Annotated in this window: 11 protein-coding genes and 1 pseudogene; 7 read left to right on the top strand and 5 right to left on the bottom strand. The window is 57.9% G+C overall.

Annotated features, from left to right (window positions below; genetic code table 11):
* Window positions 1-17: 17 nt before the first annotated feature.
* The 3 genes from QEZ49_RS16505 to QEZ49_RS16495 all read left to right on the top strand — a co-directional run bounded on the left by QEZ49_RS16505 (window position 18) and on the right by QEZ49_RS16495 (window position 6,443).
* Complete coding sequence (locus QEZ49_RS16505; RefSeq protein ID WP_280388442.1) at window positions 18-2,303, top strand: AAA family ATPase; 2,286 nt, start codon at window positions 18-20, stop codon at window positions 2,301-2,303.
* A complete protein-coding gene (locus QEZ49_RS16500; protein WP_280388441.1) occupies window positions 2,300-4,207 on the top strand; it encodes a UvrD-helicase domain-containing protein in 1,908 nt (635 codons plus the stop codon). Before QEZ49_RS16505 ends, QEZ49_RS16500 begins: the two co-directional genes overlap by 4 nt.
* A 205-nt stretch (window positions 4,208-4,412) precedes the next feature.
* Window positions 4,413-6,443, top strand: coding sequence for an ATP-binding protein (locus QEZ49_RS16495; protein WP_280388440.1), 2,031 nt, complete (start codon window positions 4,413-4,415; stop codon window positions 6,441-6,443).
* 101 nt (window positions 6,444-6,544) lie between these two features.
* Here the strand turns inward: QEZ49_RS16495 and QEZ49_RS16490 are convergent, their stop codons facing one another.
* Window positions 6,545-7,102 (bottom strand): recombinase family protein, encoded by a 558-nt coding sequence (locus QEZ49_RS16490; RefSeq protein WP_280388439.1) that lies wholly within the window; start codon window positions 7,100-7,102, stop codon window positions 6,545-6,547.
* 622 nt (window positions 7,103-7,724) lie between these two features.
* Between QEZ49_RS16490 and QEZ49_RS16485 the strand changes: the two are divergent.
* Both QEZ49_RS16485 and QEZ49_RS16480 read left to right on the top strand, forming a co-directional pair.
* A pseudogene (locus QEZ49_RS16485) lies at window positions 7,725-8,072 on the top strand (CreA family protein); the annotation flags it as partial.
* Between the two features lie 140 nt (window positions 8,073-8,212).
* The gene (locus tag QEZ49_RS16480) at window positions 8,213-8,857 is read left to right on the top strand and encodes a phosphatase PAP2 family protein (protein WP_280388438.1); all 645 of its coding nucleotides are present in this window, start codon (window positions 8,213-8,215) and stop codon (window positions 8,855-8,857) included.
* Between the two features lie 57 nt (window positions 8,858-8,914).
* Here QEZ49_RS16480 and rmuC read toward each other — a convergent pair whose 3' ends face one another.
* Both rmuC and QEZ49_RS16470 read right to left on the bottom strand, forming a co-directional pair.
* A complete protein-coding gene (gene rmuC / locus QEZ49_RS16475; RefSeq protein ID WP_280388437.1) occupies window positions 8,915-10,171 on the bottom strand; it encodes a DNA recombination protein RmuC in 1,257 nt (418 codons plus the stop codon).
* 338 nt (window positions 10,172-10,509) lie between these two features.
* Window positions 10,510-11,433, bottom strand: a complete 924-nt coding sequence (locus QEZ49_RS16470; protein WP_280388436.1) for an AEC family transporter — start codon at window positions 11,431-11,433, stop codon at window positions 10,510-10,512.
* A gap of 271 nt (window positions 11,434-11,704) precedes the next feature.
* On the opposite strand from QEZ49_RS16470, the gene QEZ49_RS16465 reads away from it, so the two are divergent.
* Window positions 11,705-12,853, top strand: a complete 1,149-nt coding sequence (locus QEZ49_RS16465; protein ID WP_280388435.1) for a cupin domain-containing protein — start codon at window positions 11,705-11,707, stop codon at window positions 12,851-12,853.
* 174 nt (window positions 12,854-13,027) lie between these two features.
* A complete protein-coding gene (locus QEZ49_RS16460; RefSeq protein ID WP_280388434.1) occupies window positions 13,028-14,488 on the top strand; it encodes an OprD family outer membrane porin in 1,461 nt (486 codons plus the stop codon).
* Between the two features lie 58 nt (window positions 14,489-14,546).
* Here QEZ49_RS16460 and QEZ49_RS16455 read toward each other — a convergent pair whose 3' ends face one another.
* Both QEZ49_RS16455 and QEZ49_RS16450 read right to left on the bottom strand, forming a co-directional pair.
* Window positions 14,547-15,767, bottom strand: coding sequence for a cytochrome c peroxidase (locus QEZ49_RS16455; protein WP_280388433.1), 1,221 nt, complete (start codon window positions 15,765-15,767; stop codon window positions 14,547-14,549).
* Between the two features lie 273 nt (window positions 15,768-16,040).
* Window positions 16,041-16,754, bottom strand: coding sequence for a Crp/Fnr family transcriptional regulator (locus QEZ49_RS16450; RefSeq protein ID WP_280388432.1), 714 nt, complete (start codon window positions 16,752-16,754; stop codon window positions 16,041-16,043).
* Between the last annotated feature and the right edge of the window lie 54 nt (window positions 16,755-16,808).

Genomic DNA, 16,808 nt, shown 5'->3' with positions numbered 1-16,808 from the left:
CAGACGAGGGCGATACCGTGCGCATTGAATTCGTAGAGATAGCAAATTTTCGGAAGCTGCTTTCAACGCGAGTGGGTCTGTCGGCGGGAAAAACCGTGTTCGTCGGCGCCAACAACAGCGGAAAAACAACAGCAATAACGGCGCTGCGATATTTCCTTGTCGATCGCGAACGATCCAGCTTTTGCTTCAACGATTTCACGCTTGCCCATTGGCCGACGATCAACGCAATGGGTGCCGCGTGGGAAGCTGCGCACACAGCAAATCAGGACCTTCCAGTACCAGGATGGGACCCTGTGTTGCCGTTCCTGGATGTGTGGCTCCACGTTGCTGAAAACGAAGTCCACTACGTCCAGAAAATTCTTCCTACCCTTGACTGGGATGGAGGCCGCCTTGGCGTGCGAATGCGATTGGAGCCGAAAGATGCGGCTCAACTTCAACAAGAGTACGTGACTGCGCGTGCTCAAGCGCTAGCGTTGCAAACAGCCGGCGCTGCCTTAGCAGCCGAGCAAGGTCGAGATGCAGCGGATTTCCAGCTGGCGATTTGGCCACAGAATCTTGTCGAATTCCTACAGCGCCGCTTGACGTCGTTTTTCAAGGTTGAGGCTTATGTCCTCGATCCTGCTGCCTGCGTTGATCCTGAGCATGGAAAGGCTAGACCACAGGCCCTCAATGACAGCGACCCCGTTGATGGCGACCCATTTCAGGGGCTCATTCGCATTGACGAGATTAGTGCCCAGCGAGGATTTGGGGCCGCTGGGGAAGAAAATGACGATGGCGAATTACTCACCGTCAGTGACTCGCGAAAGCTATCGGCCCAGCTTCGTCAATACTACGCCCGCCACCTCGATCCATATGAAAACCCAGATGCACAAGACCTCCTTGCGCTCAAGGCTATCGAGGAGGCACAGAAGGCCTTCAACTTGCGTCTAAGTGACGGGTTCAAGAGTCCCCTCAAAGAGATGCACAAGCTTGGCTACCCTGGCGTCACAGACCCAAAGTTGAACATATCTACGCGTCTCAGGCCGGTTGAGGGGCTCAACCACGAGGCTGCGGTGCAATTTGTGATACCGATCCAAAATGGCGGTGCCAGCACGGATCTCTACCTGCCGGAGGATTCGAACGGGCTCGGGTACCAAAATCTCATCTCTATGGTGTTCCGCCTCATGGCGTTTCGCGACAGCTGGATGCGGGTTGGCAAGGCCAAACACAAGGCTTCGGACGACACGATCATTCCCCCACTGCACTTGGTGTTGATTGAAGAGCCCGAAGTGCATTTGCATACCCAGGTCCAGCAGGTCTTCATACGACAAGCCCACAAGATCCTACGCAATCACCCCGATCTTGGCGACAGCCCCAACTTTGTCACGCAGATGGTGGTAAGCACGCACTCCAGCCATATCGCTCACGAGTGCGAGTTCGACGCACTCCGTTATTTCCGTCGCTTACCAGGTGACGCAGACGCGATACCTACGTCGTGCGTGGTCAATCTCGAGAGTGCATTTGGCGCAGACGCAGATACCAAACGGTTTGTGACCAGATATCTGCGTGTCACCCACTGCGATCTCTTCTTTGCAGATGCGGCCGTCCTTATCGAAGGGCCAGCTGAGCGCATTCTCGTGCCCCATTTCGTGAACTCTCACCCAGAATTTGCGAAGCTCTCGGAGAGCTACATCACTTGGCTTGAAATCGGAGGCAGTCACGCCCACAAGCTGAGGAGCCTCATTGAAAAGATCGGGCTCACTACACTCGTCATTACTGACCTCGATTCGTGCAACGCTGCCGGTGCCAGTGCGCCCCCGGTCCGCGGGACTGACTGCACCACCCGGAACGCCACGTTGCGAACATGGTGGCCGATCATCAATGAGCTGGACCCTCTGCTAGACAAACCCGAGGCGGAGAAGGTCAAAAGCTATGTAGACGAGGGTTTTTCCGTGCGCGTGGCGTACCAGTCACCCCACCAAGCAACGTTCAAAGGCCAAACCTCTGAGGCGCTTACCTACACGCTCGAGGACGCGGTCGTTATGGCAAATCTCGTGCTCTTCGAGACGCTGCCTGGAACGGGTCTCATTGCGAAATTCCGAAGCGCTATTACCGATAGCGCAGATCTGAATGCGTTGGGTGCCGCGCTCAAAGCTGCGCTGGCAGGCGGAGGCAAGGCTGAGTTTGCGCTTGATCTGCTCGAACTTGAGAACCCGCGTTCCCTAAACCCGCCCACCTACATTGCAGCTGGCTTACTTTGGCTGGCCGGGCAGCTCGAACAGCGCCAGGTCGAACTCGGTCTTGCTGAGGAGGTGGCAGCGTGAAGACTCCTGAAAACGCGCCGCTGAACGTCAAAGTTGATGATCATGTAGAGGATGAGCTGGTTCGATTTTTGAACTTGGAGAACCCAACCAGCTTTTTCCTCTTTGCCGGAGCTGGTTCAGGCAAGACGCGTACCCTGGTAAACGCTTTGAAATATTTGGCGAGCGCCTACCGCGATGTTCTCCGCCTGCGCGGTCGCCAAGTTGCGGTCATCACCTATACGAATGCTGCCTGCGATGAGATCACCCGCCGCACCGAGTATGATCCGCTTTTCGTTGTGCGCACCATTCATAGCTTTGCGTGGATGCAAATACAGGGCTTGAACACGGACATTCGGGTGTGGTTGAAAGACAATCTCAAGCGCGAAATCTCTGAGCTTCACGCCGAGGAGGCCAAGGGTCGTGCCGGTACGAAGGCATCCGCCGCTCGCCAAGCCCAACTCGAGTCCAAGCAGCGGCGGCTGGCCCGGCTGCCTGAGTTCAAAGTCTTCACCTACAATCCCAATGGCGACAACCGGGAACGGAACGCGCTCAACCACAGCGAGGTAATAAAGATCTTCTCGAGCTTTCTGCTCACCAAGCCGCTAATGCAGCGCATGTTCGTCGAGAGGTATCCGTTTCTCCTGATTGACGAGAGCCAGGACACAAGTCGCGTGCTCATCGACGCCTTGTTCGTGGTTCAAAAGGCTCACGCGAATCGGTTTTGCCTAGGTCTCATTGGCGATACCATGCAGCGTATCTATCCCGATGGAAAAGAACGGATCGAGACTGAGATACCAGCGGGGTGGGGCATACCTGAGAAAAAACTAAATCACCGCTGCCCTAAACGTATTGTTCGACTCATCAACCAGATCCGTGGCGGCGCAGACGCCCACAAACAGGAGCCGCGCGACGACCGCCCTGAAGGTTGGGTAAGGTTTTTTGTATTCCCAACTGCGGTACCGGACAAACCAGCGATGGAACAGCTTGTCCGTGTCTATATGGCGAATCTTACGGGAGATCAGGATTGGTCCGATGCCTCAAAGTGCAAGATTCTCACTCTTGAGCATCATATGGCGGCGCGCAGGATGGGCTTCCTGCAGATGTTCGAGGCTTTGGCTTCCGTAGATGAGTACAGAACCGCCTTTCTTGACGGAAGTTTTGCTCCGACCCGCTTCTTCACCCACAACGTACTTCCCCTCGTCACGGCGCAACAGAAGGGTGACAAGTTCGCAGCGACCAAGATCGTACGCGAAGGCTCTCCGCTGCTGAGTAAGGATACGTTGAAAGGTCGGGACAAGCCGATCGACCAACTTCGGATAGCCCAGACCGCAATCGACAGCCTCATGGGCCTATGGGCCAGTAACGAACCTTCGTGTGGTGCCATAGCTGCGAACATCGCCAGGACCAACCTATTTGCCGTTCCTGATGGCCTGAAGGCCGCCCTAGCTGCTAAGGCTGCGCCTGCAGAAACCCGATCCGATGAGGCGGCCGATCCGGTAACTGATCAGGTTGCGGCACTCATTGCCTTCCTTGATTGCCCATTCTCCCAAATCGCGCCCTATGCTGCATATGTGGCTCATGAAGCACCCTTTGACACTCACCAGGGGGTGAAAGGCCTAGAGTTTGAGCGCGTTATGGTCCTTATGGACGACGAGGAGTCTAGGGGTTTCTTGTTCGACTATGAAAAGCTGTTAGGCGCCAAAGCCCAATCTGCTGCGGATGTTAAGAACGCCCAAGGCGGCAAGGAAACGTCGCTCGACCGTACTCGGCGCCTCTTCTACGTAACGTGCAGTCGCGCTCGCTCGAGCTTGGCGCTCGTTGCTTATTCTGCTGCCCCCGCTGCAGTACGTGCGCACGTCATCGCGAGCAATTGGTTCGCTGCCGACGAGGTAATTACCGACCTAACGGACCACGGCCGCGTCTAGCGCTGATCATCAATTCAGACCGTACCCATGGAAAGCGTAGTAGCGATGCTGGACCACGCCCGGCGGCGCCGTGGCTTGGGCTAATCGTGTATTTCTGCGCTGACGCCTGTGAATTAGGTGGAGAACTGGCAGAAAGAACTAGCGCCGCTCCCAACTCTAATCGTGAGGTTCTTCGAGCAGCACTCGGATGGGAGTCGATGAGCGCATGGCGGATCTTCGAAGCGACATCGTTGGGCGCGTGAACCGGTTACCCGTCAAGCCTTCGGAGAAGGGCGCTCTTCTGCCCCTCATGGAGGCCATCAGTAACAGTATCCATTCCGTGACGGAGCAATACGGACCAGCCACCGCAAAAAAGGGGCACATCACCGTAACCGTTGCGCGAGCCGATGATCAGGACGACCATCCTGTTCACGGCTTCGATATCGAGGACAACGGCGCGGGCTTCACGCCCGCCAATTACCTTTCTTTCCTCACTCCAGACTCGCGCTTCAAAGAAAAGAAGGGCGGCAAGGGGGTCGGCCGACTCGCATGGCTGAAAGTCTTTAAACAGATCACTGTCGACAGCACCTTCCGCGACAAACAAAAGCTGATGCAGCGCGAGTTCAGTTTCCAACTGACTGAAGTCGATCAGGTGCCCGACAAGCCTCCTCGCGACGCCACCGGGCAACGGCAGCGCACTATCATCTCATTCAGGGGTTTCACCTCAGACTTCGACCGCCGCTGCCCCGCCAAGGGGGAAACGATCGCTCACCGGATCATATCCCACTTCGTGCCCCTCTTCGTCACCGGCAACGCCCCCAAAATCACACTCATCGACGGAGAAGATACCCTCAACGTTGAGAGCATGTTTGCCGAAGCAATCGTCGACCAAACAACCACGACGGTTCAGGTGGACGATGACGGCACGATCCACACTCTCGAACTCTGGAACCTCAAGTGCAAGAAAGTTGCGCGTTTCCATAGCGGCGGGCACAATTTCGCGTTCCTCTCCGCCAACACCCGATCGGTCGTAGAGTACACTCTCGATGAACAACTCGGGCTCAGAACACTTGATGGCGAGTACGTGTATCTTGGCTGCGTATCCGGCGATTATCTCGATCGCCATGTTAATGCAGAGCGCTCGGCCTTCGCGTTCGACGGGAAAGAACTCGATGTCATCAAGAAAGCAGTGGCACGCGGCGCCCGCGAATATCTTACCGAGTACGTGAGGGCCTCCCTTGATCACAAGGCACACGTTGCCCGCGAAATTATCGCCGAGAACCCGCAGTTTTTGTATGTCGAGCCGCAGATCAGCTCCTTCACCGAGGCTCTTCAGCCGAATTGCATCAAGAAAGAGGACATTTTCGTCGAGCTCGCACGCAATCGGTTCCGCCGGCAGAAAAAATTCGCCGATGTGGGCAAGGAGATCGCAACCAAGCGAACCATCGGAGCGGCCTTGGATGAAAAAATATCTCAGTATCAGGAATATATCCGGGACGAGAAAAAGGGTGCACTTGCCGAGTACGTCGTGAGGCGTAAAGCTGTGCTCGACCTGTTCGAGACCTTTCTCGAGTACGAGGATGCCGATTCCGAAAGGTACAAGAAAGAAGAGGCCATCCATCAACTCATCTGTCCGATGCGAGTTGATTCACACGCGCTGGAAATTGACGACCACAATCTATGGATGCTCGACGACCGGCTGGCATTTTCGCACTACTTCTCCTCCGACCTGGAGGTGCGGAAGTTCTGTGAAGTAGCGTCCACCGAGCGGCCAGATCTCGCTTTCTTCTTCAGCACCTGTGTCGCTTGGCGCGAAGCGGAAGGCACCGACACCGTCGTCATCGTCGAGTTCAAGCGGCCGATGCGCGAGGATTACTCGAAGGGCAAAGATCCAGTTCAACAGGTCCTGCACTACGTTAAGACGCTGAAGTCGGCAAAGGGCCTGAAGGACGTCCGCGGCAAAGCCATTCGCGGCATAAATGATGGTACCGCTTTCCATTGCTACATTGTCTGCGACATTACAGACGAGCTGGAAGAGCGCATCATCGGCCGCCTGCAAAAAACGCCAGATGGCGAAGGGTATTTCGGCTATCAGCAGAACCCCAATGCGTACATAGAGCTCCTGCCTTACGGAAAGCTCTTGCGCGATGCGCGCAAGCGGAATGTCGTGTTCTTCGACAAGCTTGGAATTACCAATGTCGTTGGAGAGGACGCAGGACACACAAATGCGTGGCGATTGAGAGAGGCGGTATCGTAGCTTGGCTCGCACTTCGTGCCCCGACCTGTCGTCTAAAGAAGTACGGATCCCGCGTGGAGCCGTCGAAGACGCGAGCCCTATACGCGACGCTCGATCTACCGTTACGTCACTCTTGTCCTCAAAGCCCTTGCCAGCGTCGGGCGAGGAACCTGCATACGCCGGGCAAGATCGGACATGTTGACTCCATCCTCCAACAGAGCTGTGCGCGCCTCTTCGATCTCCTCCAGGCTTAACCGCCGCGGTCGCCCGAGTTTGGCGCCACGGACGCGCGCTGCGGCCATACCCGCCCGCGTTCGCTCGCTAATAAGCGCGCGTTCGAACTCGGCCAGTGCGCCCATAACATGGAACAGGAGACGGCCGCCCGCAGTCCCTGTATCTATAGCCTCGGACAAACTCCGAAATGCGATGCCCCGCTTCTCAAGCTTCGCAATCAGGCTAATTAAGTGGGATAAGCTTCGCCCGAGGCGGTCGAGTTTCCATGTGACCAGAGTGTCGCCCTTCCGCAAGACCGCAAGCGCATCATCGAGCGCCGGCCTGTTTGCCCTGGCTCCGGAAGCATAGTCCGTAAACACGCGACCGCACCCTGCGCGCGCCAGTGCGTCAAACTGTAGATCTGGATTTTGCTCATCAGTAGAGACCCGGGCGTATCCGATCATCATTCCATCACCAAGCGCCGGGTACCAAACGCGTGAAAGCACCCAAGGCAGGTGTAGTGAGTATCAAAAGGGTCCCTTTTCGTTCGTGTGCCACCTCACAGCGGTCGAGCGTCTTGGCGGCGGCACGTGAACTCACGTTATCGGACAGCAGACACCGCGCAATCAAGTTGCACAAAAAGGGACCTTTTTAGTTCAGGCTGGTGCGGGGGATTGTGTGTCCAAGGCGTACTCAACGTTCCTAACGTCTATCGAAGTGGCCCAGCTTATGGGGCTTCCTCATTCCACTCTTCAAGAAATGCGGCTGCAGAGCAGAGGTCCAAACTACTTCAAACTCGGAGGGGCCCGGGGGAAAGTCGTTTACGACCTGGCCGAAGTAGAAGCTTGGCTAAGGGCAAACGGCCAGCCCCTCTGAGAAAGGGAGTGAGGCCTTGCCCGCCTCGATCTCATCAAGCCAGCACCCGCTACACTGCAACGCCTAACGTCGACCCGACGCTCATCTTCCGATGACTGAAAGACCACAGCCTTGTCTCCGACCATCCCGCCTTGCTGATCTTCGCCCGGAAACGGGCGAAGAGAGGAAGAGGGGATGATTCGGGGGCAGGGCTGACTGTCAGGATAACGCCCAGAGGGCGTCACCTGCTACTTCACCGTGCCGGAAAAGGGCGGCTGGAGTGGATGGCTGGGGCTCGCCGAGGAGCTGCCGAAGGCGTCACTGGCGTGCCAGCAGGTTGGGCCGATCAAGTTCACGGGCAAGCTGAAGCAGGGCGATGAGGCCTTCAGCCAGCGGCGCTCGCTGATCTTCAAGCGCATGCAGATCGTCCGCGGCTGCGATGCCGGGCGCAACGTGCTGGTCTATCTCGCCTACACCGACCGCCCGATCGAAGGTAGCCCGGAAAGCGCGACCGCCGCGGTGCCGATCAGCCCGTGGGGCACCGCAGAGCCAGTGAAGTGCAGCGACTGGATCAAGGAATAGCGCTGCACCAACTTGGATGGGTACATCGCTTTTCTCGTCGCCCGCATTTTTACTGCTTCGACGGCACTGTCTATGCGCACGCTGATCTGTAGTGCATAGACGTGCTCAGAGAGCATCGGCACCGCATGCGGGGAAGCGAAGTGACGCAAATTAAGCAGCAGCCACTTGCGAAACGCAGCGCGCTTGCTGGCGCCCGCATGGGGTTCAACATTTTCTTTGTGCTGGCCGTCGCCATTTTCATCGGCTTGACCGAAGAGTTTGACCGCACCGGCCTGCTTGCCGTGCAGAGCTGGGCGACGCCGGGCCTGACGGAGCTGACACACACGCTCAACCACATCGGATCAGCGCCGGTGATCTATGGCATGGCCGCTGTTGTTGCGCTCGCGCTGCTCCTGCTCAGTCACAGGCTTCTGGCGATCAATCTGGCGTTGCTGATGGGCGCTGCGTTTCTCGCTAACCTGTTCGTAAAGCACCTGATGGCGCGGCCGCGCCCCCTGCCAGTATTTGGTGAAGCGCCCGAAAGCTTCAGCTTTCCCAGCGGTCACGCGCTAATGGCGGCATGTTTCTTCGGCTTCATCGGCATGCTCGTCACGGCGCGAATGCCCGATGCCTGGATGCGCGCGGTGGTGCTGACGCCGTTCATCGCGTTAATTGCGGGCATCGGCCTGGCGCGGATTTATCAGGGCGTCCATTACCCCACTGACGTGATCGGCGGCTTCGTGCTGGCTATTGCGTTGCTGTTGACGTTCGGCCCGCGCGACCCTGATCGCATGCGTCCGGCTTGAACATCGCTGTCGGCTAATTTGCGCCCGCTCGTCAGTCAGGTGCGCTCGGTCATTCAATCAATGATTGCCGGTCGAAGTATCCGTCGCCGACACAACCGTCGCCGCCTGCGCCTGCAGCTCCGGCATTGCCGAACCATTGCTGCCGCTGCCTTCCATACCCTCCAGATCGAGCGATGACAGTCTCTCCCGACGGCCAAGAATTTTGGCTGTCGCCGCAGTCACCCTGTCGAGAGATTTACGCGACAGCGAGAAGTGCCGCTCCAGATCCGACACCCGCTCCACCAGTTGCCCCACATCCGCCAGCAGCAGGCCGACCTCGCGCTGGATTACATCGGCGTGGTCTCGCATCTTGGCATCCTTCAGCAACGCCTGCACCGTTTGAACGGCCAGCATAAGCGTATTTGGCGCAACGATCATGATGCGCGAGCGATGCGCCCCCTGTACGAGATCAGGAAACTTTTCGAACAGCTCGGCGCAGATGGATTCCGATGGCACGAACATGAGCGCCGTTTCCTGCGTCTCGCCCGGGATCAGATATTTCTCGGAAATCGCCGCGATGTGCCGCCCAACAGCCTCGCGGATGGCGGCATAGGCCCGGCGCTTCTGCTCGGCAGATTGCGCCACGCGCAACGCCTCGAACCCCTCCAGCGGAAATTTGGAATCGACCACCAGCGCTTCCGCATTCGGCAACCGGATGACGCAATCAGGGCGTTTGCCGTTGGAGAGCGTCGGCTGGAAATCGTAGGCGCGGGCTGGCAGCGCATCACGCACGATCGTTTCCATGCGCATCTGACCGAACGCACCGCGCGCCTGCTTGTTCGCCAGCACGCTTTGCAGCGACACGACCTCGCTTGAGAGATCGGCAAGACTACGGTTCGCCTGATCGATAAGCGCCAGACGCTCGTTCAGAGTTGAAAGGCTTTCGGATGTACGACGCCCGGCTTCGTTGAGGTTGTCGCCCAGCCGCGCAGAAGTCACATCCAGCGTTTGTGCGAGATGGCGCGCCATACCATCCAGACGATCATTCAGGGCGCGCACCTGCTCCGCGTTCTGTTGTGCAGTGAACTCGGCTATCGCGGACAGGCGGCCCTTTAGTTCGGCAAACTCCACCTGGGCGGCTTCCTGCGCGGCAGCATGAGCCGCGTCGGTTCGGGCCCGATTGCTGCGTTCCATGGCGCGCAGCAGCAGCACCAATGCGCCAAACGCGATCACGCCGCCAATTGCATAAAATGCAATCTGCGGCACATCGGCCAGGGCGTTTTCCAGCGCCTGCCGAACCTCATTGATATCGATGCTTTGCAGTCTTTCGAGCATTGGCCAGCAAATACCTGATTCGCTGGAGCAAATTCGGGCAGCCGATTAAACCGGCCATTTGCCAAGTACGCGATTGGTCCCGTCCAACACGGGCACAGCGGCAAGCACCGCCCCTAAAAATTGGAACGCTCATGCCTGCGCGACGTTGTTGGTGGACGAAGCCGATCCCCCCGCGGCTTCATCCCGGTTGGTCGATGGGCGCCCTCCCTCGACAGCCGAGCCCCGGACCTTTGGTCCGGGGCGTTTTCCGTATGCAAGCTTGCACCGGCAGCGTCTGCGAAAAACAAAACGGCCCGAAAGCGTTTGCCTTCGAGCCGCGTTGCATAGCTGTCAAATCGTCAGTTGGCCGCGAGATATCGCACCAGTGCAATCCATGCCGGCGCTGCGATAGCGAACATGAACGACGTGACAATCAGGGTCGAAGAGGCAAGGCCGACATACGTCTGATATCGGCCAGCCAGCACGATGCCGGTAAACGCGGGCGGCAGTGTCGCCAGCAGCACAAGCTCTTCAAGCTTGATGCCGGAAATGCCCAGCCACATCGCACCGCCCAACATGCAGGCCGGCACGAAGACCAGTTTCACGATCGTGTTCCAGATCACTTCCAGATTGAGATGGAACTTGTGCGCTGACAAAACCAACCCGGCAGCAAACACCGCAACACCTGATGTTGCATGTCCGATCAATTCGAGCGGCGGATCGGCCAGAGGCGGAAAGCGCAGGCCCATCGCGACGATGATGACTGCAATCAACGGTGCCAGCACGACCGGCTGCTTCAATGCGTTGATGAGCGAACTGACCGGATTGGTTCCGCCCGGCGCGACGAAGAATACTGCCAGCGGCACCTGCAGCACGTTCACCACCAGCGCCACGATTGCAACGCTCAACGCGGCCTGACCGCCGAACAGTGGCGACAACACCGCCATACCCAGGAAGCCAACCGTCGGTGCGGCCGCACTCAAGCCCGCGATGCCCGATTCCTGCTTGTTGTGCTTGAACCCGAACATCGCCACCAGAAACGAGATGACATACCAGCCAACCAGAACGACCGTTGATACGAGCAACGATCGCGTGTCTGAGAACAGCTCCTCACGCGTTGAATTGGCGATCGACACAAACAGCGTTGCAGGCAACGCGTAGTTCAGCACTAAGTGATTGAAACCCGCTGCTTGAACCTGTGAAAACGAATTGCGCTTGCCTGAGAAATAACCCAACGCCAGAACGAAAAATATTGATGCAATATCCTGGATAATCGCAGTCATTCCGCACCCGTCCTGTTTGCGCCCGCAGTACCACAGCGTCGGATTACGGCTGCAACAATGCGCATCGTCAACGCAGTGAACGGATTATCCTGAGTGAGGCATAACCTTAAGAAGCAACATGCGCGAAATAGAAGCTCTAAATTGAAATGGCGAAATTCACGCGGCCGTTAGAGCTGAACAGGCATTATCCCAAGCGTAAAAAATTCAACGGGATGTACTCAGCACGCACAGCTGGGGGCGTTGTTCTGTTCTCTGTTCAGGAGCTTCATTCATGCAAGAGCGTGTTCCAAATACCAGTCCGCCAGAGCCGATCGAGGGTAAGCGCGGCGCCACAGTGGCAGGCCCGCGCAACGTAGAGCTTGAGCTTATGGCGCCGGATCTGTTTGCTCCGCCGCCGACAGATTCCGGCTCGCTTCCGAATATGCATTTTCCATTCGCGTTCGCGCATAACCGTCTTGAGGAAGGCGGATGGGCTCGCGAAATCACGGCACGGGAGCTGCCTGCGCTCACGTCCATGGCCATCGTCAACATGCGCCTTGGGCCCGGCGTCGTGCGCGAATTGCACTGGCACAAGGAAGCCGAGTGGGCCTACATCACGGCTGGAAAGGCGCGCCTCACCGTCGTTGACGCAGATAGACACGCGTATGTGGATGACCTCGAACCCGGCGACGTATGGCTCATTCCTTCCGGTGTTCCCCACTCCATCCAGGGATTGGAAGAAGGCACCGAGTTCGTTCTGGTGTTTGACGACGCCCAGTTTTCCGAAAACCAGACTCTGCTGATCACCGAGTTCCTGGCCCACATGCCGCGCGAGGTTGTATCCAAAAACTTCGGGCTGCCGGAAGCCGACTTCGACAGTCTGCCGAAGCAGCAGAAGTATATCTTCCCGTTGCCGGTGCCGCCGCCGCTTGATGTTGTGCGCAAACAGTTGACTGAGGTGCCTGCACCGCAACCGTATGTGTTCCACGCCTCAAAGGTCCCGGCGACAAAGTTCGAAGGCGGGTCGACCAAAATCATCGACGTGCGGCACTTTCCCGAAACCACGCTCTCGGCGTTGATTATCGACCTTGAGCCCGGTGCGCTGCGTGAAATTCATTGGCATCCCGACGCCGACGAGCTGCAGTATTACACCAAGGGCAAGGGCCGCATGACGGTGTTCGACGCAACGTCAAACGCTCGCACTTTCGATTTCCAGGCGGGCGATGTCGGATGCGTTCCCAAAACGCTGGGCCACTACATCGAGAATACGGGCAATGAGCCGTTGCAGGTCATCAACGTGTTCAACACGAAGGACTACCGCGACATCTCGCTGAACCAGTGGATGGCACTTACACCGCCGGAAATGGTCAAGGGCACGCTGAACCTCAACGAGAAGGTTATGGGTGCGCTACGCCGCTCGTATCAGCCGGTCGTGAAGTAATCCTTCAGCCTGCAAACAATAGTGGAATGGCGGTGCCAGCATTGACACCGCCATTTTTGTTTCAGCCGCTCCCGTTGCCGCGCATCTCGCTGCAAGCAGCCGTTGCCGAATTCTGGGTGGTTTGATACCGCCGAGGTATTCTGAATCACATTCTGATTCGAGGTGACGGGCACGATGCAGTCACTATCCGGTTCAAACAGCGCCGCTCTGCGCATCAAGGCTTTGCTTCTGGCCACGGCCGCGCTTCACTTGGCAACCTCTCCTCTGCGTGCCGATGAAGACGACTCCGCCCAGCGTATCCCGTCAAGCGCGCGCGATCTTTACAGCCCATCGCAAAGATCATTCGAGCCGCAGGCTGCACTTCCCGGCGGACCGCATCAAAACCCGCGCGGCACAGGTGGCGATGCAGACGACGACAGCCATTCGCATCCGGTGTTGCTGCAAAACCTGAAACAGCGGCTGCAGTATTCCGACCCTTTCTTCCGCGACATGGTTGTCGACCTTTACGCGCGCACCCATTACTTGCGGCAGGACAATGCCAACCTGTCACGCCAGCAGGCATGGGCCGGCGGCGGAGCAGTTTCACTGCGGACCGGGTTTTATCGCGACTTCCTGCAATTTGAAATTGTTGGCGCTACTTCGCAGCCACTCTACGCGCCTTCCGGCGAAGGCGGCACGCTGTTGCTGACTGAGCAGCAGGCCGAAGTCAGTGCACTGTCGGTTGCAAACGCCAGAATGCGATTTCTGGGACAAGAACTCACAACCGGTCGGCAGCTTCTGAAGACGCCATATGTCAATCCATATGACACGCGCATGATCCCAAACACGGTGGAAGGCGTCGTGCTTACACGGCAGCGCGATGAGTTGAGTTGGCTTGATTATGGCGGCGGCTATCTGTGGGGCTTCAAAGCGCGCGATTCCAGCTATTTCGTTTCGTTCTCGAACGAACTTGGCATCCACGAGGACCGGGGCATGTTGTTCGGTGGCCTCAAGCTGACCCCCGTCGATGGCCTAACCATAGGTGGCTTCAACTATCTCATTCCGGACGTACTCAACACGGCATTTGTTGAGGCCGACTGGCTGCTGCCCGCAATCATGCATGATATCGATTTCCGACTCAGCGTGAATTACACGAACCAGCAATCGGTCGGCTCCAAGCTGATACGCGGCGGTGACTTCTCCGCGTCACAGGTTTCCGCGCGGGCGGCGGCAAGCTACGCTAACGCAACCGGCTATGTTGCCATTTCAAGCAACGGCAAAAGCGATGACCTTGTGAATCCGTTCGGCAGCTTTCCTGCCTATACCAACATGGACCAGATGCACTTCAACGAAGCTGGCCAAACAGCGATTGTCGGCGGCATCTCATACGACTTTTCGGAACTTGTCGCCGATGGGCTGAAGTTTGCCGTTCTGTACGGCAATGCGTACGGAATAATTGATCCGGCAACCGGAGCACCGCGTTCCGATCAGCGCGAACTCGACATCAAGCTTGAGTATCTGCCGAAGTCCGGTCCATTCGCCGACACGCATCTGATGTTCATATATTCCGATGTGCAGTTCCCCGAGAACCGGCCGGGCGAACGCCGACAGCAGCAGTTCCACGGCGCGCTGACCTATCTGCTGCCCACCCTCTGATCGAGAGCCCCCAGCGCGCGAGCCTCGCAGCTCGCACGCCGGGCTTGGTGTTATCTGACTACTGCCCCATCTCCGGCATCAGGTGCTCGTAACGCTTGTCCGTCAGCGTTCTGAGAAACGCTTCCAGCGCCTTGATGCGATAGTCGCTCAGCGCTAGTCCGGTCTTGAGCTGGAACGTGGAAAGGTTCTCCGGCACCTCCGCATCGCCCCATGGCTTGCCCGTTTCTGGGTTGATCTGCGCCGCTGGCTGCAAGCTGGTGTACTTGTTGTAGAACTCAATCGACGTCCGCAGCTTGTCGAAGACGCCGTTATGCATGTAGGGGCCGGTGACAGCTACGTTGCGCAGCGTCGCCACCTTGAACTTTCCAGCCTGCGCGGGATCGGCAATGTGCGTGCCGCTGGTCAATCCGGTGTCGACATAGTCACTGCCCTTACCGCTCAATTCACGCGCCTTCGGATTCACCGGCAAACCGATGTTGTGATACTCGAAGCTCGTGAACAGCTCGGTTGAGAGATCGCCACCGCTGCGTATCGGACGATGACATAGCTGACAGTTCCACGTCAGAAACACCTGCCGGCCGAAATCCTCCAGCGACGTGAATTTTTCCTCGCCACGCAGCACGCGATCGTACTTTGAATCGAACGGCGAAAATTCTTCTGTGCTCTGATATGCAGCCAGCGCCTGCGCAGCGGCGTCAAACACCTTCTCGGGATCAGAGAAAACATCATCACCGAAAAGCTGCCTGAACTGCACGGCATATTCCGGATTCTCGCGGATACGCTCGGCCACGGATGCGCCGTCCGGCATGTTCATCTCAACCGGATTGAGCATCGGCCCTTTGGCCTGCTCTTGCAGATTGTCGGCTCGCCCATCCCAGAACAGACCACCGGTGATCTTGCCGTTCTCGTGCTTCGTCAGTGGCGGCGTCATGTGAGAATACATGAGCGTCGGAGTATTGCGATCGCCCATCGCGCCCGCTTCGTCGCCCATAGACACAGCGCGCCCGGCGGCCGTTTCACGCGGGTCGGTGAATGCGTGTTCAGGGCTATGACAGGTCGCACAGGACTGCGTGCGATTCTTTGACAGGTTCGTATCGAAGAACAGGCGCGCGCCAAGCTGCTCTATCGGCTTAAGCTGCGCATTCTGGCTGGCGGACGTGGGAACGTTCAGGAACAGCGGCGCGGTCAGCACCGCCAGCGCCGGCAGGATGATGACGCCGATCCTCCGTTTCCAGTTGTTTTGTTCCGCGCCCCCACGCGCGACCGTTTCAGCTTTCATATCGTCACCAGACTTGCAGGAATTGCGATCCTGTCCGGTAGCCTTGACGATGTAAGCAACACATCTCGCCGGCCATCCGAGACGGATCCCACAGCCGGGCAGCATATGGCGGCGGGATGCCTTTTGGCCTCCCCCCTTCCTTTACATCTTCCTTACATATTCGCGGCGCGGCTGGCCGCTTTCATCCTGTACGCAGGTGCAAAAAAAGCAGCCCGGCACAACGATGAAACCGGGCTGCTTTTGATCTACTTTCGGTGGAGATGCGGGGACGGCTTAAAAGCCAGCCGCCTCGCCCACGCAGATCTTCTCCATCAGGTCGCGATCGAGGATCGCGATCCGATCCTTGCTCAAGGGCATGATTGCGCCAGCGGTCCGCAGCCGCCGCAACACCCGGCCCACGGTAGCGGCCGCCAGTCCCAGACAGCAGGCGATATCCTGCTGCGCGGGCGCAATCCGCAGTTCACCGGAATCGCCATTGCCGTCGGCCTTGGGCAGCGCAAGTATAAAGCCAGCCAGCGCACCAGCCGCATTGGTGCGCAGGCGTGCACTCGCCTCCCGCTGCAGCTTTTCAAGCTTGCTGGTGAGCGCATCACCGATCATACGCTGCAGCGCTGGCGACTGCTCTATGGCATCGCGGCTGATCCGCATGAGCATCGTCCGCGAGATTGCCTCCGCCGACGACTGATATGTCTGGGCGGAGGAGAAGCCGAGGAACGAACCTGCGCCGGCAACTTCAATCGCCTGCCGGTAGCCGGCATCGTTTTGCGCAGAAAGAACAACCGCACCGGACACAACCTTATAGACAACGTCAGCCGGCTGCCCCTGCTCGAAAACCTTGCGCCCCTTGGAGTAGACAACGGTTGTTGCCTTGTCGCCAAGGCCGCGCAGCGCAGCGGGGTTTAACACAGTTGCTGAGCGGTGAGGCACATGGGCAGCATCGCCAGCGCGCGCGGACATGATCCGCGCAGCAGTATCCATTTTCGTCATTGATAAGATCTCGCCAAATCTTGCCCAGCCGTCCACGCGGGAAAGGCCGGTGTC

It is taken from the genome of Hyphomicrobium sp. D-2, from assembly GCF_029872155.1.
Taxonomy (GTDB): Bacteria; Pseudomonadota; Alphaproteobacteria; order Rhizobiales; family Hyphomicrobiaceae; genus Hyphomicrobium_A.
This window is presented reverse-complemented; position numbering and strand designations above follow the sequence as displayed.